The 22,337-nt window shown below is 64.9% G+C and carries 21 protein-coding genes and 1 other RNA gene; 18 read left to right on the top strand and 4 right to left on the bottom strand.

Annotated elements, in window-relative coordinates:
* The first annotated feature begins 7 nt into the window (after window positions 1-7).
* Window positions 8-412, top strand: coding sequence for a ClpXP protease specificity-enhancing factor (locus tag L6D89_RS19145; RefSeq protein ID WP_236174431.1), 405 nt, complete (start codon window positions 8-10; stop codon window positions 410-412).
* 53 nt (window positions 413-465) lie between these two features.
* Here the strand turns inward: L6D89_RS19145 and L6D89_RS19140 are convergent, their stop codons facing one another.
* Genes L6D89_RS19140 through L6D89_RS19125 form a run of 4 tightly spaced genes read right to left on the bottom strand, consistent with a single transcriptional unit; the run spans window position 466 to window position 3,851 of the window.
* Window positions 466-1,044 carry a BON domain-containing protein gene (locus L6D89_RS19140; RefSeq protein WP_024764053.1) on the bottom strand — a complete coding sequence of 193 codons (579 nt, stop codon included), beginning with the start codon at window positions 1,042-1,044 and terminating at the stop codon, window positions 466-468.
* Window positions 1,041-1,634, bottom strand: coding sequence for a phosphoheptose isomerase (locus L6D89_RS19135; RefSeq protein WP_017518113.1), 594 nt, complete (start codon window positions 1,632-1,634; stop codon window positions 1,041-1,043). Before L6D89_RS19135 ends, L6D89_RS19140 begins: the two co-directional genes overlap by 4 nt.
* A gap of 28 nt (window positions 1,635-1,662) precedes the next feature.
* The gene (locus L6D89_RS19130; protein WP_236174432.1) at window positions 1,663-2,040 is read right to left on the bottom strand and encodes a YraN family protein; all 378 of its coding nucleotides are present in this window, start codon (window positions 2,038-2,040) and stop codon (window positions 1,663-1,665) included.
* Window positions 2,037-3,851: a penicillin-binding protein activator gene (locus L6D89_RS19125; RefSeq protein WP_236174433.1), complete on the bottom strand. Its 1,815-nt coding sequence runs from the start codon at window positions 3,849-3,851 to the stop codon at window positions 2,037-2,039. Before L6D89_RS19125 ends, L6D89_RS19130 begins: the two co-directional genes overlap by 4 nt.
* Before the next feature lie 126 nt (window positions 3,852-3,977).
* On the opposite strand from L6D89_RS19125, the gene rsmI reads away from it, so the two are divergent.
* From rsmI to ftsZ, 17 genes are all read left to right on the top strand, one after another.
* Window positions 3,978-4,826 (top strand): 16S rRNA (cytidine(1402)-2'-O)-methyltransferase, encoded by an 849-nt coding sequence (rsmI, locus tag L6D89_RS19120; RefSeq protein WP_236174434.1) that lies wholly within the window; start codon window positions 3,978-3,980, stop codon window positions 4,824-4,826.
* A gap of 40 nt (window positions 4,827-4,866) precedes the next feature.
* Window positions 4,867-5,223, top strand: an RNA gene (gene rnpB / locus L6D89_RS19115) — RNase P RNA component class A.
* A gap of 307 nt (window positions 5,224-5,530) precedes the next feature.
* A complete protein-coding gene (gene mraZ, locus L6D89_RS19110; protein WP_024764056.1) occupies window positions 5,531-5,986 on the top strand; it encodes a division/cell wall cluster transcriptional repressor MraZ in 456 nt (151 codons plus the stop codon).
* A gap of 8 nt (window positions 5,987-5,994) precedes the next feature.
* Complete coding sequence (gene rsmH / locus L6D89_RS19105; protein WP_236200808.1) at window positions 5,995-6,936, top strand: 16S rRNA (cytosine(1402)-N(4))-methyltransferase RsmH; 942 nt, start codon at window positions 5,995-5,997, stop codon at window positions 6,934-6,936.
* Window positions 6,933-7,226 (top strand): cell division protein FtsL, encoded by a 294-nt coding sequence (gene ftsL / locus L6D89_RS19100; protein ID WP_236174437.1) that lies wholly within the window; start codon window positions 6,933-6,935, stop codon window positions 7,224-7,226. Before rsmH ends, ftsL begins: the two co-directional genes overlap by 4 nt.
* Window positions 7,223-8,974, top strand: coding sequence for a peptidoglycan D,D-transpeptidase FtsI family protein (locus tag L6D89_RS19095; RefSeq protein WP_236174438.1), 1,752 nt, complete (start codon window positions 7,223-7,225; stop codon window positions 8,972-8,974). Before ftsL ends, L6D89_RS19095 begins: the two co-directional genes overlap by 4 nt.
* Window positions 8,974-10,437, top strand: a complete 1,464-nt coding sequence (locus L6D89_RS19090) for a UDP-N-acetylmuramoyl-L-alanyl-D-glutamate--2,6-diaminopimelate ligase (protein ID WP_236200807.1) — start codon at window positions 8,974-8,976, stop codon at window positions 10,435-10,437. The genes L6D89_RS19095 and L6D89_RS19090 overlap by 1 nt, the downstream gene beginning before the upstream one ends.
* Window positions 10,430-11,794: a UDP-N-acetylmuramoyl-tripeptide--D-alanyl-D-alanine ligase gene (locus tag L6D89_RS19085; RefSeq protein WP_236200806.1), complete on the top strand. Its 1,365-nt coding sequence runs from the start codon at window positions 10,430-10,432 to the stop codon at window positions 11,792-11,794. The genes L6D89_RS19090 and L6D89_RS19085 overlap by 8 nt, the downstream gene beginning before the upstream one ends.
* Complete coding sequence (gene mraY / locus L6D89_RS19080; protein ID WP_236174441.1) at window positions 11,795-12,877, top strand: phospho-N-acetylmuramoyl-pentapeptide-transferase; 1,083 nt, start codon at window positions 11,795-11,797, stop codon at window positions 12,875-12,877. It begins immediately after the preceding gene.
* Window positions 12,878-12,890: 13 nt separating this feature from the next.
* The gene (gene murD, locus L6D89_RS19075) at window positions 12,891-14,237 is read left to right on the top strand and encodes a UDP-N-acetylmuramoyl-L-alanine--D-glutamate ligase (protein WP_236200805.1); all 1,347 of its coding nucleotides are present in this window, start codon (window positions 12,891-12,893) and stop codon (window positions 14,235-14,237) included.
* The gene (gene ftsW / locus L6D89_RS19070; protein WP_236174443.1) at window positions 14,237-15,436 is read left to right on the top strand and encodes a putative lipid II flippase FtsW; all 1,200 of its coding nucleotides are present in this window, start codon (window positions 14,237-14,239) and stop codon (window positions 15,434-15,436) included. Before murD ends, ftsW begins: the two co-directional genes overlap by 1 nt.
* Window positions 15,426-16,499 (top strand): undecaprenyldiphospho-muramoylpentapeptide beta-N-acetylglucosaminyltransferase, encoded by a 1,074-nt coding sequence (murG, locus tag L6D89_RS19065; protein ID WP_236200804.1) that lies wholly within the window; start codon window positions 15,426-15,428, stop codon window positions 16,497-16,499. Before ftsW ends, murG begins: the two co-directional genes overlap by 11 nt.
* Window positions 16,492-17,946, top strand: coding sequence for a UDP-N-acetylmuramate--L-alanine ligase (murC, locus tag L6D89_RS19060; RefSeq protein ID WP_236200803.1), 1,455 nt, complete (start codon window positions 16,492-16,494; stop codon window positions 17,944-17,946). The genes murG and murC overlap by 8 nt, the downstream gene beginning before the upstream one ends.
* Window positions 17,943-18,890: a D-alanine--D-alanine ligase gene (locus L6D89_RS19055; protein WP_236174446.1), complete on the top strand. Its 948-nt coding sequence runs from the start codon at window positions 17,943-17,945 to the stop codon at window positions 18,888-18,890. Before murC ends, L6D89_RS19055 begins: the two co-directional genes overlap by 4 nt.
* Window positions 18,891-18,893: 3 nt before the next feature.
* Window positions 18,894-19,757 carry a cell division protein FtsQ/DivIB gene (locus L6D89_RS19050; protein ID WP_236174447.1) on the top strand — a complete coding sequence of 288 codons (864 nt, stop codon included), beginning with the start codon at window positions 18,894-18,896 and terminating at the stop codon, window positions 19,755-19,757.
* A 21-nt stretch (window positions 19,758-19,778) separates the two neighbouring features.
* Entirely contained in the window at window positions 19,779-21,026 is a 1,248-nt protein-coding gene (ftsA, locus tag L6D89_RS19045; protein WP_024764065.1) for a cell division protein FtsA, read from the top strand.
* Window positions 21,027-21,079: 53 nt separating this feature from the next.
* Window positions 21,080-22,264 (top strand): cell division protein FtsZ, encoded by a 1,185-nt coding sequence (gene ftsZ / locus L6D89_RS19040; RefSeq protein WP_045209631.1) that lies wholly within the window; start codon window positions 21,080-21,082, stop codon window positions 22,262-22,264.
* Window positions 22,265-22,337: the final 73 nt, after the last annotated feature.

Raw genomic sequence — 22,337 nt, 5'->3', positions numbered from 1 at the left:
CCTGATGATGAACTCCAGTCGTCCCTACCTCGTGCGAGCCCTCTATGAGTGGATCGTCGACAACGGCTGCACGCCGCATATCCTGGTGAATTCCGAGTATCCCGGCGTGCGCGTGCCGCCGGGTTATGCCAGTGACGGACAGATCGTGCTCAACGTCTCCCCGACCGCGGTTCGCCACCTGCAGATGGACAACGACGCGGTCAGCTTCGAGGGTCGCTTCGGGGGTGTTGCCCAGGGCCTGTACATCCCTTCCCAGGCTGTGATGGCCATCTATGCGCGGGAGAATGGCCAGGGCATGGTCTTCGACCTGGAGCCGCCGGTGCCCACCGATGACGAGGACCTGCCGGATGACGGCCCTTCTGACGAGCCGCCGCGCCCCAGTGGCCGCCCGAGTCTCAAGGTGGTGAAGTAATAAAAAAGGCGACCCTGGGGTCGCCTTTTTCATGCCTGCAATAACTGCTCCGGTCAGTCGATGTACTCGAACAGGCGGACAATCTTCTGCACGCCGTCCACGCCCTGGACTACCTGGGTGGCCAGATCGCCTTCCTTGCGGGTAACCAGGCCCAGCATGTAGACGATGCCGTTCTCGGTCAGGACCTTGATGCGCGTGGAGGGAACGTTCGCGTCAGCGAGCATCTGGCTCTTGATCTTGGTGGTCAGCCAGGTGTCGTTGCTGCGGGCAGCCAGGGAGGAGGGCTGCAGAATCTGCAGCTCATTGTGCACGGTCTTGACCTTCTGCACTTCCTTGGCGGCCTGCTCAGCCTTGTTCTTCAGGTCGGCGCGCGGGGTCTGGCCGGCCAGCAGTACCACGCCGTTGTAGCTGATCACGACGACGTGGGAATTGCGGTCGAGGTCCGGATCGGCCTTGGCGACGTTCACTGCCACCTTGGTTTCGATCAGCGAATCGTCGATCTTGCTGCCAAGGGTGCGGGTGCCCTTGTCATCGTCGATCGGTTTGTCGCGGGTGGCGCTGACGAAACTGCTGCAGCCACCCAGTGCCATGGTCACGGCCAGTGCGGCTGCGATCAGAGGGGTACGGGTCATTCTTCACTCCCGAACAGTTGACGGTCGATGAGGTCGCACAGGCAATGGATGACCAGCAGGTGGACTTCCTGGATGCGTGCGGTGACCTTGGCCGGAACGCGGATTTCCACGTCTTCGGGCAGCAGCAACGATGCCATGTTGCCGCCGTCGCGGCCGGTCAGGGCTACGACAACCATTTCGCGATCATGTGCGGCCTGGATGGCCTGAATGACGTTCGCCGAGTTGCCGCTGGTGGAAATTGCCAGCAGCACGTCACCCGGTTGGCCCAGGGCGCGGATCTGCTTAGAGAAAACTTCGTTGTAGCTGTAGTCGTTGGCGATCGAGGTGATCGTGGAGCTGTCGGTGGTCAGTGCGACCGCAGGCAGGCTCGGGCGCTCGCGCTCGAAGCGATTCAGCAGTTCGGAGGAGAAGTGCTGGGCGTCGCCGGCCGAGCCGCCGTTGCCGCAGGAGAGGATCTTGCCCTCGTTCAGCAGGGCATTGACCATGACCATGCTGGCCTGCTCGATATGCGGGATGAGCACCTCGGTAGCCTGTTGCTTGGTCTCGATGCTGGCATGGAAGAGCTGGCGGATACGGGATTGCATGTCCATCAGGTGTGACCTTTCGTCGGGCGTCTGATCAGGTGTCAAAAGCGTTGGGGATCCAGTTCAAGTGCCCTGCGGAGCCTGGGGCGCGACTGTCGATGGCGACAACGTCGAATCGGCAGGGATGGCTGCTCCAGCGGGCGTTCTGCTGCAGGAAGAGTTCGGCGGAAATGGTCAGGCGTTGACGCTTGCGCCAGTCCACGCTTTCCAGCGCTCCTCCCCAGGCGGAATGCCGGCGGGAGCGAACTTCGACGAATACTACTGTATCGCCGTCCAGCATGACCAGATCGAGCTCGCCTCGGCGGCATGTCCAGTTCTGCGCCAGGAGACGCAATCCATGCTCTTCCAGGTGGGCCAGGGCGGCGGCTTCGGCCTGCCGCCCGGCCTTCTGGGTGGGGCTGTTGCCGATCAAATACCGCTGTTCTCCAGCGGCTGAACCTGGCCGTTCTTGAATTCGGCCCAGGGCAGGCGGCGTTCCACGCGTTGGCTGGCGCTGACGCTCAGGGTGCCGGTCAGGCCGTCCAGTTGCATGCTCGGCACTGCCTTGAGCTCCGGCAGGCGCGGGGCCAGCTGGTAGGCGTCGGCGCCCATGGCGTACAGGCGGCCGAGGCTGCCATTGGCGGCCGGCCACTGCGTGGCGACCTGCTGGCGCAGGGCGTTGTTCGGGTTCAGCAGCCATGGCGTTTCGCAGAAGCGAATACCGTTCAGGTCCTGGTCCTGGGCCGGGTTGTTCACGCCGGTGTACAGGTTGGAGGTGGCGTAGACCGGCAGGTCGCCAGCGTACTGGAAGGCCAGCGTCGGCTTGATCTGGCGGGCCTGCTGCGGAGTGGCAGCGAGGAAGATGAAGTCGATGTCCTGGCGGCGCGATGGCTGGGTGTCGACGCTGCTGTCGAGGACGCCCTGGAGGCGCTTGGCGCGGCCTTCGCTTTGGCGCAGTTGCAGCAGGTCGGCGATCTGGCGGGCCAGCTCTACCGGCTGGTCGACATGCTCGGCAGCGATCAGTGTGCCACCGGCGGCTTGCCAGTTGCGGCTGAAGGAGGCGAGCACGCGGTCACCCCATTCGCCCCGCGGGACCAGGGCCACGGCGCGGCGCATGCCGTCATTCCAGGCGCGGTTGGCGACTTCGCGGGCTTCGTCCTCGGCGGACAGGCCGAACTGGAACAGTTGTGCAGGGCCCTCCTGGTTGCCGTCGGCGTAGTTCAGGGCCAGGGTGGTGATCGGCAGTTGCGGCTGGCTGCTCATCTGCTTGACCAGATTCTTCTCCAGCGGACCTACCACCAGTTGCACGCCGTCGGCCTGGGCCTGGCGGTAGAACTCGTCCAGCGAGCGCACCTGGGTGCTGTCGTAGAGCTTGATGGCCGGCTGTGCCTGGCCGCCTTGCTGGGCCTGGTAGTGGGCGGCAAGGAAGCCGTCCTGCAGGGCACGGGCGACGGAGGCCAGCTGGCCTTGCTGCGGCAGCAGCAGGCCGATCTTGTTCAGCGGCTGGGCTGCCAGGGACTTCAGCTTGGTCAGGGCGTCCGGCAGCTGTTTGGCGGCCGGATGGTCCGGGTTCTGAGCGACCCAGTTGTCGATGTTCGACTGCTGTTCCTTCAGGGTCGAGGATGACTTGGTGATGCGCGCCAGTTCCAGCCAGCCGTTCAGATCGCCTTCGTTGCTGCTGGCCTGCATCTGATCGAGCGGCAGGCTGGAAACCAGTTTCCAGATTTCCTCATGGTTGGCCTTGCTGGCCTCGGCGTTGAGTAGCGGGTCGATGAAAACCCGCTCGCGCGCGGCGCTCAGGGCCTGGCCGTCGGCCGCCAGGGCCAGCGACTTCACCATGCCGGCGCGTGCCTGCAGGTCCACGGGCATTTCGCCCAGGCGCTGGAAGCTGGGGTTGTCAAAGGCCTTCAGGGCCGCCTTGGTCTTGTTGCGGGCCAGTTCGAGCTGCGCGCGCAGGGTGCTGGCGAAGACCTGCTGGGCGGGCTTCAGGCTGTCCATCGGGATCTGGTCGAGGATCTGCGTGGAACGGCCGAGATCTTTCTGCTTATAGGCCAGGTCGGCGGCGGACAGGCGCAGCACGGCAGCTTCGTCCGGCTTTGCGGTGGAGGCCTGCTGCAGCAGCTGTTCGATGCTGGCGTCCGGGGTGCGCGGCAGTTCGCCGAGATTGGACGACGGGGAGGACGCACAGGCGGCGAGCATGCCGGCCAGGAACAGAGCGGATAGCGGACGCAGACGAGCGATCATATCGGGCTTCTCGTAACGCATTCAAAGAGCTGCCGATTGTACCGAAGCGGGGAGGGTCACGCGATGGCGGCTGCCGGAATCGGGATACAATGCGGCTTTTTCAGATACTTCCGGCGAGGTCAGCACGTGACACTTGGCACTCTTTATGTGGTGGCCACCCCTATCGGCAACCTGGACGACATCAGCGCCCGTGCGCTCAAGGTGCTGGCCGACGTGGCGCTGATTGCGGCCGAGGACACCCGTCACTCCGTGCGACTGCTGCAGCATTTCGGCATCGAGACGCCGCTGGCGGCTTGTCATGAACACAACGAGCGGGAGCAGGGTGGGCGTTTCCTCACCAAGCTGCAGGCCGGCGAAGACGTTGCGCTGATTTCCGACGCGGGTACCCCGTTGATCTCCGACCCCGGCTACCACCTGGTGCGCCAGGCTCGCGCGGCGGGTGTCCCGGTGGTGCCGGTGCCGGGTGCATGCGCCCTGATTGCCGCGCTCTCTGCTGCCGGTTTGCCGTCGGATCGTTTCGTCTTCGAGGGTTTCCTGCCGGCCAAGGTAGTCGGTCGCCGTGGCCGCCTGGAGGCGCTGGCGGATGAGCCGCGCACTCTGATCTTCTACGAGGCGCCGCACCGTGTGCTGGAGTGTATCGAGGACATGGCGGCAATCTTCGGCGACGAACGGCCTGCGCTGCTGGCGCGCGAGCTGACCAAGACTTTCGAGACATTGAAGGGGCTGCCGTTGGGCGATCTGCGCGAGTTCGTGGCGGCCGACAGCAATCAGCAACGGGGTGAGTGCGTGCTGCTGGTGGCCGGCAAACCGGCGCCGGAGAGCGATGAGCAAGTGGATGCGCAGACGCTGCGAGTGCTCGATCTGCTGCTGGCAGAACTGCCGGTCAAGCGCGCAGCGGCGCTGGCGGCGGAGATCACCGGAGCGCGCAAGAATCAGCTTTATCAGCTCGCACTGGAGCGTCAGGGCAAGGCTTGAGCTTGTCCTGAGCGTCGTCAGCCGCTAACCTTGCGAACTGAGAGTCGATTGGACAGTCGCTGTTCCGTGGTGTTCCACCACGGGGTGGAGGAAAGTCCGGGCTCCACAGGGCAGAGTGCCAGGTAACGCCTGGGAGGCGCGAGCCTACGGAAAGTGCCACAGAAAATAACCGCCTAAGCGCGTAAGCGCCGGTAAGGGTGAAAAGGTGCGGTAAGAGCGCACCGCACGGCTGGCAACAGTTCGTGGCTAGGTAAACCCCACTCGGAGCAAGATCAAATAGGAACCCATTGGCGCGGCCCGCGTTGGGTTCGGGTAGATCGCTTGAGGCATGCAGTGATGTATGTCCCAGAGGAATGGCTGTCCTCGACAGAACCCGGCTTACAGATCGACTCTCAGCTCTTTTTCTCCACTTCTTCCCACATGACCATTTGTCGCTGGCTGGAAGAAGTTACAAACTTAAGAAATCACTTTAAGTATGAAAGCCCAGTGTTTTGAAAACACTGGGCTTTTCTCTTTTCTGGCGCGTCAAATTCCCTCCCCGAACCTCGCAAAAGTACGCTAAATCTCGGTCCTGTAAGGATTTTTCCCCTCCGACTTGCCTTGACGGTGGGGAGCGCGGATTTCTATAGTGTGCGGAAGTGGTATGAAGTGGGTAAAAGTGGGATCAACAGGCATGGATAGCCAACCACAGGGGAAGCGCTGACGTGTTTCGCGGAGCTAACGCCATCAGTCTCGACGCCAAAGGGCGCCTCGCGATGCCGAGTCGGTATCGTGACGAGCTCGTTTCGCGTTGCAATGGCCAGCTCATCGTCACCATCGATGCCGTCGACACCTGCCTCACCGTCTACCCCCTCCCTGAATGGGAACTCATCGAAGCCAAGCTGCGCGAACTGCCCTCGCTGCGTGAAGAGACGCGGCGCCTGCAGCGTTTGCTGATTGGCAATGCCGTTGACCTGGAGCTCGATAGCGCCGGGCGTTTCCTCGTTCCACCACGCCTGCGCGAGTACGCCGGCCTGGACAAGAAAGCCATGCTGGTCGGCCAGCTGAACAAGTTCCAGCTGTGGGACGAAGACAAGTGGAATGCGGTTGCCGAGGCCGACCTCGCAGCCATCAAAGAACCCGGCGGTCTGCCGGACGAATTGCGCGACCTTATTCTGTGAGCCTGCCTGTGACCAGTACCTTCCAACACATCACCGTTCTGCTCGAGGAGGCCGTCGAAGCGCTGGCCCCCCTGGAGGGCGGCCGCTATGTGGACGGCACCTTCGGCAGGGGAGGGCACAGCCGGGCGTTGCTTGGCAAGCTCGGCCCGGGCGGCCAACTGCTCGGGTTCGACAAGGACCCCCAAGCGATCGCGACGGGAAAAGCACTGGCGGCCGAAGACGGCCGCTTCGTCATTGTGCAAAGGTCCTTCGCCGAGATGGCTGAGGAGTTCTCTGCGCGCGGCCTGCAAGGCAGCGTGAACGGCGTTCTGCTGGACCTGGGAGTTTCCTCGCCGCAACTCGATGACCCGGAGCGGGGCTTCAGCTTCCTCAACGACGGCCCGCTGGATATGCGGATGAACCCGGATCAGGGCGTCAGCGCTGCGCAGTGGATTGCGACGGCTGCGGAAGACGAGATTGCCCGCGTGTTCAAGGATTACGGCGAAGAGCGCTTCGCCAAGCGCATGGCTCGTGCCATCGTGCAGCGCCGTGCGGAAAAACCGTTCGAGCGCACTGCCGACCTGGCGGCCGTGGTCACCGAGGCCAATCCGGCCTGGGAGAAGGGCAAGAATCCGGCAACTCGTGCCTTCCAGGGCCTGCGCATCTTCATCAACAACGAACTGGGCGATCTGGAGCGCGGCCTTGAAGCTGCGCTGGAAGGCCTGGCCGTGGGTGGTCGTCTGGTGGTGATCAGCTTCCACTCGCTGGAAGACCGCATCGTCAAGCAGTTCATGCGCAAGCAGGTGAAGGGCGAGGCGGACAACCTGCCGCGCAACCTGCCGATCCAGGTCAAGCCCTTCGAGCCGCGCATGAAGCTGATCGGCAAGCCGGTCTACGCCTCCGAGGCAGAGCTCAAGGCCAACCCGCGCTCGCGCAGCGCGGTCATGCGCATCGCGGAGAAGCTGAGATGAGTCGTCTCTTCTCCAAGCGCCTGCCCACCGGCAGCTTCTTCATGCTGTTGCTGTTCATCGGCGTGTTGCTGTCGGCCATCTCTGTCTCCTACAGCGCCTACTGGAACCGCCAGTTGCTCAACTCGCTGTACACCGAGCTCAGCGTGCGCGACAAGGCGCAGGCCGAGTATGGCCGCCTGATCCTCGAGCAAAGCACCTGGACGGCCCATAGCCGCATCGAAGGGCTGGCGACCGACCAGTTGAAAATGCGCGTCCCCGATCCGACCGAAATCATCATGGTGGCGCCATGAGAGACCTGGCCGGCGCTCGCTATCCCTGGCGCTTCCGCGTCGTCATCGTCCTGCTGCTGGCGATGGTGGCGGCGATCGCCTGGCGAATTGTCGACCTGCATGTCATCGATCATGACTTCCTCAAGGGGCAAGGTGATGCGCGCAGCGTGCGGCACATCTCCATCCCCGCGCACCGTGGGCTGATCACCGACCGCAACGGCGAGCCGCTGGCGGTCAGTACGCCGGTCGCCACTCTCTGGGCCAACCCCAAGGAACTGGTGCTCGAGCGTGAGAAGTGGGGCTTCCTCGCCGACGCCCTCGGCCAGCCGAAGGCGACACTGTCGGAGCGTCTGGAGGCGAACGCCGACAAGGAATTCATCTATCTGGTGCGCGGCCTGACCCCAGAGCAGGGCGAGGCCGTGATGGCCCAGGTGAAGTCCCATCGCATCCCGGGTGTCTACTCGGTCGAGGAGTTCCGCCGTTTCTATCCCTCTGGTGAAGTCGCTGCGCAGGTCGTGGGCTTCACCGACGTCGACGACCGTGGCCGCGAAGGCGTGGAACTGGCCTTCGACAGCTGGCTGGCCGGTGTGCCGGGCAAACGCCAGGTGCTCAAGGATCGTCGTGGTCATCTCATTCGCGATGTGCAGGTTACCCGCAACGCCAAGGCCGGCAAGACCCTCGCCCTGTCCATCGACCTGCGCCTGCAGTACCTCGCCAACCGCGAGCTGCGCAACGCCCTGGTGGAGAATGGCGCCAAGGCCGGCAGCCTGGTGATCCTCGACGTGAAGACCGGCGAAGTGCTGGCCATGGCCAACCAGCCGACCTACAACCCGAACAACCGTCGTAACCTGCAGCCGGCGATGATGCGCAACCGCGCCATGATCGACGTGTTCGAGCCGGGCTCGACCATGAAGCCGTTCTCCATGAGCGCGGCGCTGGAAACCGGCCGCTGGAAACCCACCGACAAGGTCGAGGTTTATCCGGGCACCCTGCAGATCGGTCGCTACACCATTCGTGACGTGTCCCGCACCGAAGGTCCGGTGCTGGACCTGACCGGCATCCTGATCCGTTCCAGTAACGTGGGCATGAGCAAGGTCGCCTTCGATATCGGCGGCGAAGCCATTTACAGCCTGATGCAGAAAGTCGGCCTCGGCCAGGACACCGGCCTGGGCTTCCCTGGCGAGCGCGTCGGCAATCTGCCGAACTACCGCGAGTGGCGCAAGGCCGAGACGGCCACGCTGTCCTACGGCTATGGCCTGTCGGTCACCGCCATCCAGCTGGCCCATGCTTATGCGGCGCTGGCCAACAATGGCCGCAGCGTGCCGCTGACCATGGTCCGCGCGGACCGCCAGCCCGATGCCACCCAGGTCATTCCCGAGCCGGTCGCGAAAACCATGCAGGGCATGCTGCAGCAGGTGATCGAAGCGCCCAACGGCGTATTCCGCGCTCAGGTGCCGGGTTATCACGTGGCTGGCAAATCCGGTACCGCGCGCAAGACGGCGACGGGCACCAAGGGCTATGCCGAAAACTCCTATCGCTCCCTGTTCGCCGGCTTCGCGCCGATGAGCAATCCGCGCTTCGTCGCCGTGGTGGTCATCGATGAACCCAGCAAGGCCGGCTACTTCGGTGGTCTGGTCTCCGCGCCGGTGTTCAGCAAGGTGATGTCCGGCACCCTGCGTCTGATGAACGTGCCGCCGGATAACCTGCCGACGGCGACTCCGCAGCAACAAGCTGATGCTGCGCCCGCTGCCAAAGGAGGGCGTGGCTGATGCCGATGAGCCTGAACCAACTGCTGCCCCAGGCGGAAAGCGGCGAACTGATTCGCGAACTGACCCTGGATAGCCGTACGGTCAAGCCGGGCGACCTGTTCCTGGCCGTGCCGGGTGGTCGCCAGGATGGCCGTGCGCACATCGCCGCTGCGCTTTCCCTGGGCGCTGCCGCCGTCGCCTATGAGGCTGAAGGCGCGATCGATCTGCCGCCCAGCGATGTACCGATGATCGCCATCAAGGGCCTCGCCAAACAGTTGTCCGCGATTGCCGGGCGCTTCTATGGCGAGCCGAGCCGTGGTGTCGATCTGGTTGGCGTGACCGGCACCAACGGCAAGACCAGTGTCAGCCAGTTGGTGGCCCAGGCGCTGGACCTGCTCGGCGAGCGTTGCGGCATCGTCGGCACCCTCGGCACCGGTTTCTACGGCGCGCTGGAAAGCGGCCGCCACACCACGCCTGACCCGCTCGCGGTGCAGGCCACCCTGGCACGCCTGAAGCAGGCCGGCGCCAGAGCCGTGGCCATGGAAGTGTCGTCCCACGGCCTCGAGCAGGGCCGCGTCGCGGCGCTGGGCTTCGACGTGGCGGTGTTCACCAACCTGTCCCGCGACCATCTGGACTACCACGGCTCGATGGAAGCCTATGGCGCCGCCAAGGCCAGGCTGTTCGCCTGGCAGGGGCTGCGCTGCCGGGTGATCAACCTGGACGACGACTTCGGCCGCCAACTGGCTGCCGAGGCTCGTGAGTCGCGCCTGATCGGTTACAGCCTGAGCGACCCGTCGGCCTACATCTATTGCCGCGAAGCCATCTTCAGCGATGCGGGCGTGCAGGCGCAGATCGTCACCCCACAGGGCGAAGGCCTGCTGCGCAGCTCGCTGCTGGGCAGATTCAATCTGAGCAACCTGCTGGCCGTGGTCGGCGCGCTGCTGGGCCTGGACTACCCCCTGGGCGACGTACTCAAGGTGCTCCCGCAGCTGGAAGGCCCCATCGGTCGCATGCAACGCCTGGGCGGCGGCGACAAGCCGCTGGTGGTCGTGGACTATGCCCACACCCCGGATGCGCTGGAGAAAGTCCTGCTGGCCCTGCGTCCGCACGTACATGGTCGGCTGCTCTGCTTGTTCGGCTGCGGTGGCGATCGCGACAGTGGCAAGCGCCCGATCATGGCGCAGATCGCTGAGCAGCACGCCGATCGTGTGCTGGTCACTGACGACAACCCGCGCACCGAGAAGAGCGAGGCGATCATCGCCGACATCCGTGCCGGCTTTGCCAAGCCCGAAGTGGTCGAGTTCGTCCCCGGTCGGGGTGAGGCGATCGCCCGCCTGATCGACTCTGCCGGCGCCGATGACGTCGTGCTGCTGGCTGGCAAGGGACACGAGGATTACCAGGAGATCGACGGCGTACGCCATCCGTTCTCCGATCTGGATCAAGCCGCCAAGGCGCTGGCTGCCTGGGAGGTGAAGCGTGCTTAAGCCCCTGTCGCTCAACGAAGTCGCTGGCGCGCTGCAAGGCCGTGTGGTCGGTGCCGATGTCACGTTCGCTGCCGTGAGCACCGACAGCCGCGCCATCGCGCCCGGCCAACTGTTCATTGCCCTGACCGGCCCGCGCTTCGACGGCCATGACTACCTGGCTGACGTCGCTGCCAAGGGCGCGGTTGCCGCTCTGGTCGAGCGTGAAGTTGCAGGTGCGCCGCTGCCGCAGCTGGTCGTGGAAGATACCCGTATCGCGCTGGGTCAGCTTGGCGCGTTGAACCGTGCCGCCTTTACCGGGCGTGTCGCCGCCGTCACCGGTTCCAGTGGCAAGACCACCGTGAAGGAGATGCTTGCCAGCATCCTGCGGACCCAGGGCGATGTCCTGGCGACCCGTGGCAACCTGAACAATGACCTCGGCGCTCCGCTGACCCTGTTGCAGCTGGCCCCGGAGCACAAAAGCGCGGTCATCGAGCTGGGCGCCAACCGTGTCGGCGAGATCGCCTACACCGTCGCGCTGACCCGCCCGCAGGTCGCCATCATCACCAACGCCGGTACCGCCCACGTGGGTGAGTTCGGCGGCCAGGACAAGATTGTCCTGGCCAAGGGCGAGATTCTCGAAGGACTGGCCGCCGATGGCGTGGCCATCCTCAACCGCGACGACAAGGCCTTCGATACCTGGCAGGCCCGCGCTGCCGGCCGCCGCGTCTCCAGTTTCGGTCTGCACGATGCCCGCGCCGACTTCCACGCCAGCGACCTAAAGCGTGACGCCCGTGGTTGCCCGGGATTCACCCTGCAGGGCCCTGCCGGCGAGGCTGCCGTTCAGCTGAATCTGCTGGGTGAGCACAACGTCACGAATGCGCTGGCCGCCGCTGCAGCCGCTCACGCCCTTGGCGTGCCGCTGGTCGGGATCGTTTCCGGCCTGCAGAACCTGCAGCCGGTCAAGGGGCGCGCCGCAGCCCAGCTGGCGACGAATGGCATGCGTGTGATCGACGACAGCTACAACGCCAACCCGGCTTCAATCTGCGCGGCGATTGATATACTCGCGGGCTTTTCCGGCCGGACCGTCCTGGTCCTCGGGGACATGGGCGAGCTGGGTGCCTGGGCGGAATCTTCCCACCGCGAAGTGGGAACCTACGCCATTGGCAAAGTCGCTGCCCTGTATGCAGTCGGTCCACTGATGAGCCACGCCGTGCAGGCGTTCGGTTCCGCGGGCCGGCACTTCGCCGATCAGGCCAGCCTGATCCATGCCCTGGCCGAAGAAGCTTCGACAACCACCATTTTGATCAAGGGTTCCCGCAGCGCGGCGATGGACAAGGTCGTCGCGGCGTTGTGTGGTTCCTCCGAGGAGATTCACTAAATGCTGCTGCTGCTCGCCGAGTACCTGCAACAGTTCTATAAGGGCTTCGGCGTCTTCCAGTACCTGACCCTGCGCGGCATCCTCAGCGTGCTGACCGCGCTCGCCCTGTCGCTCTGGCTGGGCCCGTGGATGATCCGCACCCTGCAGATCCGCCAGATCGGCCAGGCTGTGCGCAACGATGGCCCGCAATCGCACTTGTCCAAGAAGGGCACGCCAACCATGGGCGGCGCGCTGATCCTCACCGCCATCGGCATCAGCACGCTGCTGTGGTCCGACTGGTCGAACCGCTACGTCTGGGTCGTGCTGGCCGTGACCCTGCTGTTCGGTGCCATCGGCTGGGTGGATGACTACCGCAAGGTGATCGAGAAGAACTCCCGTGGCCTGCCGAGCCGCTGGAAGTACTTCTGGCAGTCGGTATTCGGCCTGGGCGCGGCGATCTTCCTTTATATGACTGCCGAGACGCCGGTCGAAACCACCCTGATCGTACCGATGCTGAAGAACGTCGAGATCCCGCTGGGCATCTTCTTCGTGGTGCTGACCTACTTCGTGATCGTCGGCTCCAGCAACGCGGTAAACCTGACCGACGGCCTCGACGGCCTGGCGATCATGCCCACCGTGATGGTCGGCGGCGCGCTGGGGATCTTCTGCTACCTGTCGGGCAACATCAAATTCGCCGAGTACCTGTTCATCCCGAGTGTTCCCGGCGCGGGCGAGCTGATCATCTTCTGCGGCGCCATCGTCGGCGCCGGGCTGGGCTTCCTCTGGTTCAACACCTACCCGGCGCAGGTCTTCATGGGTGACGTCGGCGCGCTGGCGCTCGGCGCCGCGCTGGGCACCATCGCGGTGATCGTCCGCCAGGAAATCGTGCTGTTCATCATGGGCGGCGTGTTCGTCATGGAAACCCTGTCGGTGGTGATCCAGGTCGCCTCCTTCAAGCTGACCGGCAAGCGCGTGTTCCGCATGGCACCGATCCACCACCACTTCGAACTCAAGGGCTGGCCTGAGCCGCGCGTGATCGTGCGCTTCTGGATCATCACGGTAATTCTCGTGCTGATCGGCCTGGCCACGTTGAAACTGCGTTGAGGACTGATCGAGCATGAGCCTGATCGCTTCCGACCAATTCCGCATCGTTGTCGGCCTCGGCAAGAGCGGCATGTCCCTGGTGCGCTACCTGGCGCGCCAGGGCGTGCCGTTTGCCGTGGCTGATACGCGCGCGAATCCGCCGGAGCTGGCGACCCTGCGCGAGCAGTATCCGCAGGTCGAGGTGCGCTGCGGTGACCTCGATGCCGATTTCCTCTGCCGTGCCCAGGAGCTCTACGTGAGCCCCGGCCTGTCGCTGCGCGTGCCTGCGCTGGTGGAAGCGGCTGCGCGTGGCGTACGCCTGTCCGGCGATGTCGACCTGTTCGCGCGCCACGCGAAGGCGCCGATCGTCGCCATCACGGGTTCCAACGCCAAGAGCACCGTCACTACTCTGGTGGGCGACATGGCCAAGGCCGCAGGCAAGCGCGTCGCCGTCGGCGGCAACCTTGGCACGCCGGCGCTGGATCTGCTGGCCGACGACGTCGAGCTGTACGTGGTGGAGCTGTCCAGCTTCCAGCTGGAGACCTGCGAGCGCCTCAACGCCGAGGTCGCTACCTGCCTGAACGTCAGCGAAGACCACATGGACCGCTATGACGGCATGGCCGACTACCACCTGGCCAAGCACCGCATCTTCCGCGGCGCGAAGCAGGTCGTGGTGAACCGCGCCGATGCACTGAGTCGTCCGCTGATCGCTGACAACGTGCCGTGCTGGACCTTCGGCATCAACAAGCCGGACTTCAAGGCCTTCGGCCTGATCGAGGAAGGCGGTGAGAAGTGGCTGGCCTTCCAGTTCGACAAGCTGATGCCGGCCCGCGAACTGAAGATCCGTGGCGCGCACAACCAGTCCAATGCCCTGGCGGCGCTGGCGCTGGGGCACGCCGTTGGCCTGCCGTTCGAACCGATGCTGCAGACGCTGCGCGAATTCGCCGGTCTTGCCCACCGCTGCCAATGGGTGCGCGAGCGCAATGGCGTGAATTTCTACGACGACTCCAAGGCCACCAACGTCGGTGCCGCCCTGGCTGCCATCGAAGGCCTGGGCGCCGATATCGATGGCAAGCTGCTGCTGATCGCCGGTGGCGACGGCAAGGGCGCCGACTTCCATGACCTGCGTGGCCCCGTTGCCCAGCACTGCCGTGCCGTCGTGCTGCTGGGGCGGGATGCCGAGCTGGTGGGGGCCGCCATCGGCAATGCCGTGCCCAAGGTTCGTGTGAATACCCTCGAAGAGGCTGTCGAGCACGCCGCCGACCTGGCCCTGCCGGGGGACGCTGTGCTGCTGTCGCCGGCCTGCGCCAGCCTGGACATGTTCAAGAACTACGAAGAACGCGGACGCCTGTTCGCCAAGGCCGTGGAGGAGCTCGCCTGATGTTCTCCTTCCTGCGCCCGTACCCGTCCCCGCTGATCAGCCGCAACGGCATCGATATCGACTTCCCGTTGCTGGCGGGTTGCCTGGCGCTGCTCGGCCTGGGGTTGGTGATGGTCACTTCGGCATCCTCCGAAGTCGCCGCGGCGCAGTCCGGCAACCCGCTGTACTTCTCGGTCCGCCACCTGATCTACCTGGCCATCGGCTTCGTCGCCTGCGGCGTGACCATGATGGTGCCCATGGAGACCTGGCAGCGCTGGGGCTGGAAGCTGCTGGCCGTGGCCTTCGTGCTGCTGGTGATGGTGATCACCCCCGGCATCGGCCGCGAGGTGAACGGCTCCATGCGCTGGATCGGCTTCGGCCTGTTCAACATTCAGCCCTCGGAGATCGCCAAAGTCTTCGTGGTGATCTTTATGGCCGGTTACCTGGTGCGCCGCCAGGAAGAAGTACGCGAGAGCTGGCTGGGCTTCTTCAAGCCGTTCGTGGTGCTGCTGCCCATGGCCGGCCTGCTGCTGCGTGAGCCGGACTTCGGCGCCACCGTGGTAATGATGGGCGCCGCTGCGGCGATGCTGTTCCTCGGCGGCGTGGGCCTGTTCCGCTTCGGTCTCATGGTGGCGCTGGCCGTTGGCGCCGTGGTGCTGCTGATCCAGACCCAGCCTTACCGGATGGCGCGCCTGACCAACTTTACCGATCCCTGGGCCGACCAGTTCGGCGCGGGCTACCAGCTCAGCCAGGCGCTGATCGCCTTCGGTCGTGGTGGCTGGACCGGCATGGGCCTGGGCAACAGCATTCAGAAGCAGTTCTACCTGCCCGAAGCGCACACCGACTTCGTGTTCGCCGTGCTCGCCGAGGAACTGGGCATCGTTGGCGCCATGGCCACCGTCGGCCTGTTCGTCTTCGTCAGCCTGCGCGCGCTGTACATCGGTATCTGGGCCGAGCAGTCGAAACAGTACTTCTCCGCCTACGTCGCCTATGGCCTGGCTTTCCTGTGGATCGGCCAGTTTCTGATCAACGTGGGGGTGAACGTCGGGCTGCTGCCAACCAAGGGTCTGACCCTGCCGTTCCTCAGTTACGGCGGCAGCTCGCTGGTGATCTGCTGTGCCTGCCTGGGGATGCTCCTGCGCATTGAATGGGAACGCCGCACCGTGATGGGCAGCGAGGAATATGAATTCAGCGAAGAGGACTTTGCCGATGAAAGGTAACGTCCTGATCATGGCGGGCGGTACCGGCGGACATGTGTTCCCGGCCCTGGCCTGCGCCCGTGAGTTCCAGGCGCGCGGTTACAGCGTGCACTGGCTGGGCACCCCGCGCGGCATCGAGAACGACCTGGTACCCAAGGCCGGCCTGCCGCTGCACCTGATCAACGTCAGTGGCCTGCGCGGCAAGGGCATCAAGTCGCTGCTGCGCGCACCGTTCGATCTGCTCAAGTCGTTGTTCCAGGCACTGGGCGTGGTACGCCAGCTCAAGCCGGTCTGCGTGCTCGGCCTTGGCGGCTATGTCACCGGCCCGGGTGGCCTGGCTGCCAAGCTGTCTGGCGTGCCGCTGGTGATCCATGAACAGAACGCCGTTGCCGGCACCGCCAACCGCAGCCTCGCGCCGCTGGCCAAGCGTGTCTGCGAAGCTTTCCCGGATACCTTCGACAGCAGCGCCAAGCGCCTGACCACCGGCAACCCGGTGCGTGTCGAGTTGTTCCTGGAGGAGGGCGCCCGCGCGCCGTTGCAAGGCCGTCGCGTCAACCTGCTGGTGCTGGGCGGCAGCCTGGGCGCCGAGCCGCTGAACAAGCTGCTGCCCGAGGCGCTGGCGCAGGTGTCGGCCGAGATTCGCCCGGCCATTCGCCATCAGGCCGGTCGTCAGCATGACGAAATTACGGCGGAGCGTTATCGCGCTGCCGGGGTCGAAGCGGACGTAGCTCCGTTCATCGCAGACATGGCCGCCGCCTACGTCTGGGCCGATCTGGTGATCTGCCGCGCGGGTGCGCTGACCGTCAGCGAGCTGACCGCCGCCGGTCTGCCGTCCTTCCTGGTGCCGTTGCCCCACGCGATTGACGATCACCAGACCAAGAATGCCGAATTCCTGGTGCGGGAGGGCGCGGCCCACCTGCTGCCACAGAAATCTACCAGCGCCGCCGATCTGGCCGCGCAGTTGTCCGAGGTACTGATGCATCCCGACTCCCTGACCCGCATGGCCGCTCGCGCTCGTAGCCTGGCCAAGCCCGAGGCTACCCGCACGGTAGTCGATGCCTGCCTGGAGGTGGCCCGTGGTTAAAGAGCCCACCGGCGTCACCCGCACCATGCGGCGCATCCGTCGTATCCACTTCGTCGGCATCGGTGGCGTGGGCATGTGCGGTATCGCGGAAGTGCTGCTCAACCTCGGCTACGAAGTCTCCGGCTCCGACCTCAAGGCTTCGCCCGTTACCGAGCGCCTGGAGAAGTTCGGCGCGGAAATCTTCATCGGCCACCGCGCGGAAAACTCCGACGGCGCTGACGTGCTGGTGGTATCCAGTGCGGTGAACAAATCGAACCCGGAAGTCGCCGCCGCGCTGGATCGTCGCGTGCCAGTGGTGCCGCGCGCCGAAATGCTCGCCGAGCTGATGCGCTACCGCCACGGCATCGCCGTTGCCGGCACCCACGGCAAGACCACCACCACCAGCCTGATCGCCTCGGTATTCGCCGCTGGCGGCCTGGACCCGACCTTCGTCATCGGCGGCCGCCTGAACGCTGCCGGCACCAACGCGCAGCTGGGCACCAGCCGCTACCTGGTGGCCGAGGCCGACGAGAGCGACGCCAGCTTCCTGCACCTGCAGCCGATGGTCTCGGTGGTCACCAATATCGACGCCGACCACATGAGTACCTATGGCGGCGACTTCAACAAGCTGAAGCGCACCTTCGTCGACTTCCTGCACAACCTGCCGTTCTACGGTCTGGCTGTGGTCTGCGTGGACGACCCGGTGGTGCGTGAAATCCTGCCGCAGGTTGCCCGCCCGACCGTGACCTACGGCCTGAGCGAGGACGCCGACGTCCGCGCCATCAACATTCGCCAGGAAGGCATGCGCACCTACTTCACCGTATTGCGCCCCGAGCGCGAGCCGCTGGACGTCTCGGTGAACATGCCCGGCCTGCACAACGTGCTGAACTCCCTGGCGACCATCGTCATTGCCACCGACGAGGGCATCTCCGATGAAGCCATCGTCCAGGGCCTTTCCGGCTTCCAGGGCGTCGGCCGGCGCTTCCAGGTCTATGGCGACCTGCAGGTTGAAGGCGGCAGTGTGATGCTGGTCGACGACTACGGCCACCACCCGCGCGAAGTCGCGGCGGTGATCAAGGCCGTACGTGGTGGCTGGCCGGAACGCCGCCTGGTGATGGTCTACCAGCCGCACCGCTTCAGTCGTACCCGCGATCTGTACGACGACTTCGTGCAGGTGCTGGGCGAGGCCAACGTACTGATGCTGATGGAGGTCTACCCGGCCGGCGAAGAGCCGATCCCTGGCGCTGACAGCCGTCATCTGTGCCACAGCATCCGCCAGCGCGGCCAACTCGACCCGATCTACCTGGAGCGCGGTGGTGATCTCGCTTCGCTGCTCAAGCCGCTGCTGCGTCCGGGCGACATCCTGCTCTGCCAGGGCGCCGGCGATATCGGCGGGCTGGCTCCGGCACTGATCAAGAATCCGATGTTCGGTGCCGCCGCTGCTGGCACCGAGGGGAACAAGCAATGAGTGACGCCCTCAAATCCGCCCTCGAGCCCCGCGCCTTCGGTCGCGTGGCCGTGCTTTACGGCGGCAAGAGCGCCGAGCGCGAGGTGTCGCTGAAGTCCGGCGCCATGGTCCTGCAGGCCCTGCAGGGTGCCGGCGTGGATGCCTTCGGCATCGATGTGGGCGACGACCTGCTGGAGCGCCTGACCCGCGAGAAGATCGACCGCGCCTTCATCATCCTCCACGGTCGTGGCGGGGAAGACGGCACCATGCAGGGCCTGCTGGAAATCGCCGGCATCCCCTACACCGGCAGCGGTGTGCTGGCGTCCGCGCTGGCCATGGACAAGCTGCGCACCAAGCGCGTGTGGCTGAGCCTCGGCCTGCCGACGCCCGACCATGCCGTACTCGCCAGCGAGGGCGATTGCCGTACCGCTGCGGCGAAGCTCGGTTTCCCGCTGATCGTCAAGCCGGCCAGCGAAGGTTCCAGCATCGGCATGGCCAAGGTGAACAGCGAGCAGGAGCTGATCGCCGCCTGGGCCGCTGCCGCGAAATACGACCCGCAGGTGCTCGTCGAACAGTGGATCAGCGGCCCCGAATTCACCGTCGCGATCCTCCGTGGTCAGGTGCTGCCGCCCATTCGCCTGGGCACTCCGCACACCTTCTACGACTACGACGCGAAGTACCTGGCCAACGATACCCAGTACCAGATTCCCTGCGGCCTGGATGCCGACAAGGAGCAGGAACTCAAGGACCTGACCGCGCGCGCCTGCGATGCCCTCGGCATCCAGGGCTGGGGTCGGACCGATGTGATGCAGGACGCCCAGGGGCGCTTCTGGCTGCTGGAAGTGAACACTGCACCGGGCATGACCGACCACAGCCTGGTGCCCATGGCCGCGCGCGCGGCCGGCCTGGATTTCCAGCAACTGGTGCTGGCGATCCTCGCCGACAGCGTCGAGGCAAGGGGGTAAGTCATGAACGGCGCGCAGCTTCGTCACCAGAATCCCGGAATCGGCCGTGCCCCAGCACGCAAGCCGGTGCCGCGCGGCGCCAGCCGTCTGGTGGCCAAGGAGCCGCTCAGCGCCCGCATGCCCAAGCCCAGCTTCGGTTTCCTGAAGGTGCTGCTGTGGCCTCTGGTGCTGGGCGTGCTCGGCGGCGGTGCCTACTACGGCGCGCAATACGTGCTGCCTTATGCGGACCGGCCGATCGCCAAGATCAGCGTGGAGGGCGACCTCAGCTACATCAGCCAGGCAGCGGTGCAGCAGCGGATCAGCCCCTACGTCTCGGCCAGCTTCTTCACCATCGACCTGGCCGGTATGCGCCAGGAACTGGAGCAGATGCCCTGGATCGCCCATGCCGAGGTGCGCCGCGTATGGCCTGACCAGGTGGTTATTCGCCTGGACGAGCAATTGCCCATCGCCCGTTGGGGTGACGAAGCCTTGCTGAACAATCAGGGTCAGGCTTTTGCACCGCGGGAAGTGGCCAACTACGAGCACCTGCCGCGCCTTTCCGGCCCGCAGCGCGCTCAGCAGCAAGTGATGCAGCAGTACCAGATTCTCAGCCAGATGCTCCGTCCGCTGGGCTTCACCATTGCCAGCCTGGACATGAGCTCGCGTGGCGCCTGGACCCTGGGCACTGCCCAGGGCGTGGAGATCATGCTGGGCCGCGATCACGCGGTAGAACAGATTCGCCGGTTCGTGACCATCTACGACAAGGCGCTGAAAGACCAGATTACGAAAATTGCCCGCATCGACATGCGCTATCCCAACGGCCTGGCCGTGGCGTGGCGTGATCCGGTGCCGGAAGCGACGGTGGCTCAGACCACCGCCGCGCAGTGAGTTGAGGAGAATTCTATAAACATGGCAAGCGTGCAGAGCGGCAAAATGGTCGTCGGCCTGGACATCGGCACCTCCAAGGTGGTGGCGCTGGTGGGCGAGGTGGCGGCCGATGGCAAGCTGGAAATCGTCGGCATCGGGACGCACCCGTCGCGCGGCCTGAAGAAAGGCGTGGTGGTGAACATCGAGTCCACCGTGCAATCGATCCAGCGCGCCATCGATGAAGCCCAGCAGATGGCGGGCTGCCGTATCCACTCGGCCTTCGTCGGCATCGCCGGCAACCATATCCGCAGCCTGAATTCCCACGGCATCGTGGCGATCCGCGACCGCGAAGTGAGCGGTGCGGACATCGAGCGCGTGCTGGACGCGGCCCAGGCCGTGGCCATCCCGGCTGACCAGCGTGTGCTGCACACCCTGGCGCAGGACTATGTGATCGATAACCAGGAAGGCGTTCGCGAGCCGCTGGGCATGTCCGGCGTACGCCTGGAAGCCAAGGTGCACGTGGTGACCTGCGCGGTTAACGCCGCGCAGAACATCGAGAAGTGCGTGCGCCGCTGCGGCCTGGAAGTGGACGACATCATCCTCGAGCAGCTGGCTTCGGCCTACTCCGTGCTCACCGAGGACGAAAAGGAGCTGGGCGTGTGCCTGGTGGACATCGGCGGCGGTACCACCGACATCGCCATCTTCACCGAAGGCGCCATCCGCCATACGGCGGTCATCCCGATCGCCGGCGATCAGGTCACCAACGACATCGCCATGGCGCTGCGCACCCCGACTCAGTACGCTGAGGAAATCAAGATTCGCTATGCCTGTGCGCTGGCCAAACTGGCCGGCCCCGGCGAAACCATCAAGGTGCCCAGCGTCGGAGATCGTCCGCCGCGGGAACTGTCGCGCCAGGCGCTTGCCGAAGTGGTCGAGCCTCGCTACGACGAGTTGTTCACCCTGGTTCAGGCCGAGCTGCGTCGCAGCGGCTACGAGGACCTGATTCCAGCCGGGATCGTCATGACCGGTGGCACCGCCAAGATGGAAGGTGCCGTCGAACTGGCCGAGGAAATCTTCCACATGCCGGTACGCCTGGGTGTGCCTCACAGCGTCAAGGGACTGGCCGACGTCGTGCGCAATCCAATCTATTCCACCGGTGTGGGGCTGCTCCTGTACGGACTGCAAAAGCAATCCGACGGCATCTCGATGTCCGGCAGCAGCTTCAGCAGCGACGAACCCAAGACACCGGTACTGGAAAAGCTCAAACGCTGGGTCCAGGGCAATTTCTGATTTACCACCGCGGTAAACGTAGGCAACACAACTAGAAAGGAAGGAGAGGGGAAATGTTTGAACTGGTAGATAACGTCCCGCAAACAGCAGTCATCAAGGTAATCGGCGTAGGTGGTGGCGGCGGCAACGCTGTGAACCACATGGCCAAGAACAACGTTGATGGCGTCGAATTCATTTGCGCCAACACCGATGCGCAGGCGCTGAAGAACATCGCCGCGCGCACCGTGCTGCAGCTCGGCCCTGGTGTGACCAAAGGCCTGGGTGCTGGCGCCAACCCTGAAGTAGGCCGCCAGGCCGCCATCGAGGACCGCGAGCGTATCGCCGAAGTCCTGGAAGGCGCCGACATGGTCTTCATCACCACCGGCATGGGTGGCGGTACCGGTACCGGTGCTGCGCCGATCATCGCCGAGGTTGCCAAGGAAATGGGCATCCTCACCGTGGCCGTGGTCACCCGTCCGTTCCCGTTCGAAGGTCGCAAGCGCATGCAGATCGCCGACGAGGGCATCCGCTCTCTGGCTGAAAGCGTCGACTCGCTGATCACCATCCCGAACGAAAAGCTGCTGACCATCCTGGGCAAGGACGCGAGCCTGCTGGCCGCCTTCGCCAAGGCTGACGATGTACTGGCCGGTGCCGTTCGCGGTATCTCCGACATCATCAAGCGCCCGGGCATGATCAACGTCGACTTCGCCGACGTGAAGACCGTCATGAGCGAAATGGGCATGGCGATGATGGGTACCGGCTGCGCCAGCGGTCCGAACCGTGCTCGCGAGGCGACCGAAGCGGCGATCCGCAACCCGCTGCTGGAAGACGTCAACCTGCAGGGCGCCCGCGGCATCCTGGTGAACATCACCGCAGGTCCGGACCTGTCCCTGGGCGAGTACTCCGACGTGGGTAACATCATCGAGCAGTTCGCTTCCGAGCACGCCACCGTGAAAGTGGGCACCGTGATCGATCCGGACATGCGCGACGAACTGCACGTCACCGTAGTCGCTACTGGTCTGGGCGCGCGCCTGGAGAAGCCGGTCAAGGTCGTCGACAACACCGTCCAGACCCAGGCCGTCAGCACCCAGGCTCCGGTTCAGCGCGAGCAGCAGTCGGTGAACTACCGTGACCTGGATCGTCCGACCGTCATGCGCAACCAGAGCCACGGCGGCGCTGCCACCGCGGCCAAGCTGAACCCGCAGGATGATCTGGACTACCTGGACATCCCGGCCTTCCTGCGTCGTCAAGCCGATTGAGTCGATTTATCAGGAGTATCAATGTGATTGGTGTTCAGCAAAGGGCGGTTCTGCTATCATCGCCGCCCATTGT

It is taken from the genome of Pseudomonas pseudonitroreducens, from assembly GCF_021603645.1.
Taxonomy (GTDB): domain Bacteria; phylum Pseudomonadota; class Gammaproteobacteria; order Pseudomonadales; family Pseudomonadaceae; genus Pseudomonas; species Pseudomonas pseudonitroreducens.
The sequence above is the reverse complement of the archived record's forward strand: the minus strand, read 5'-3'. Positions and strand labels throughout refer to the sequence as shown.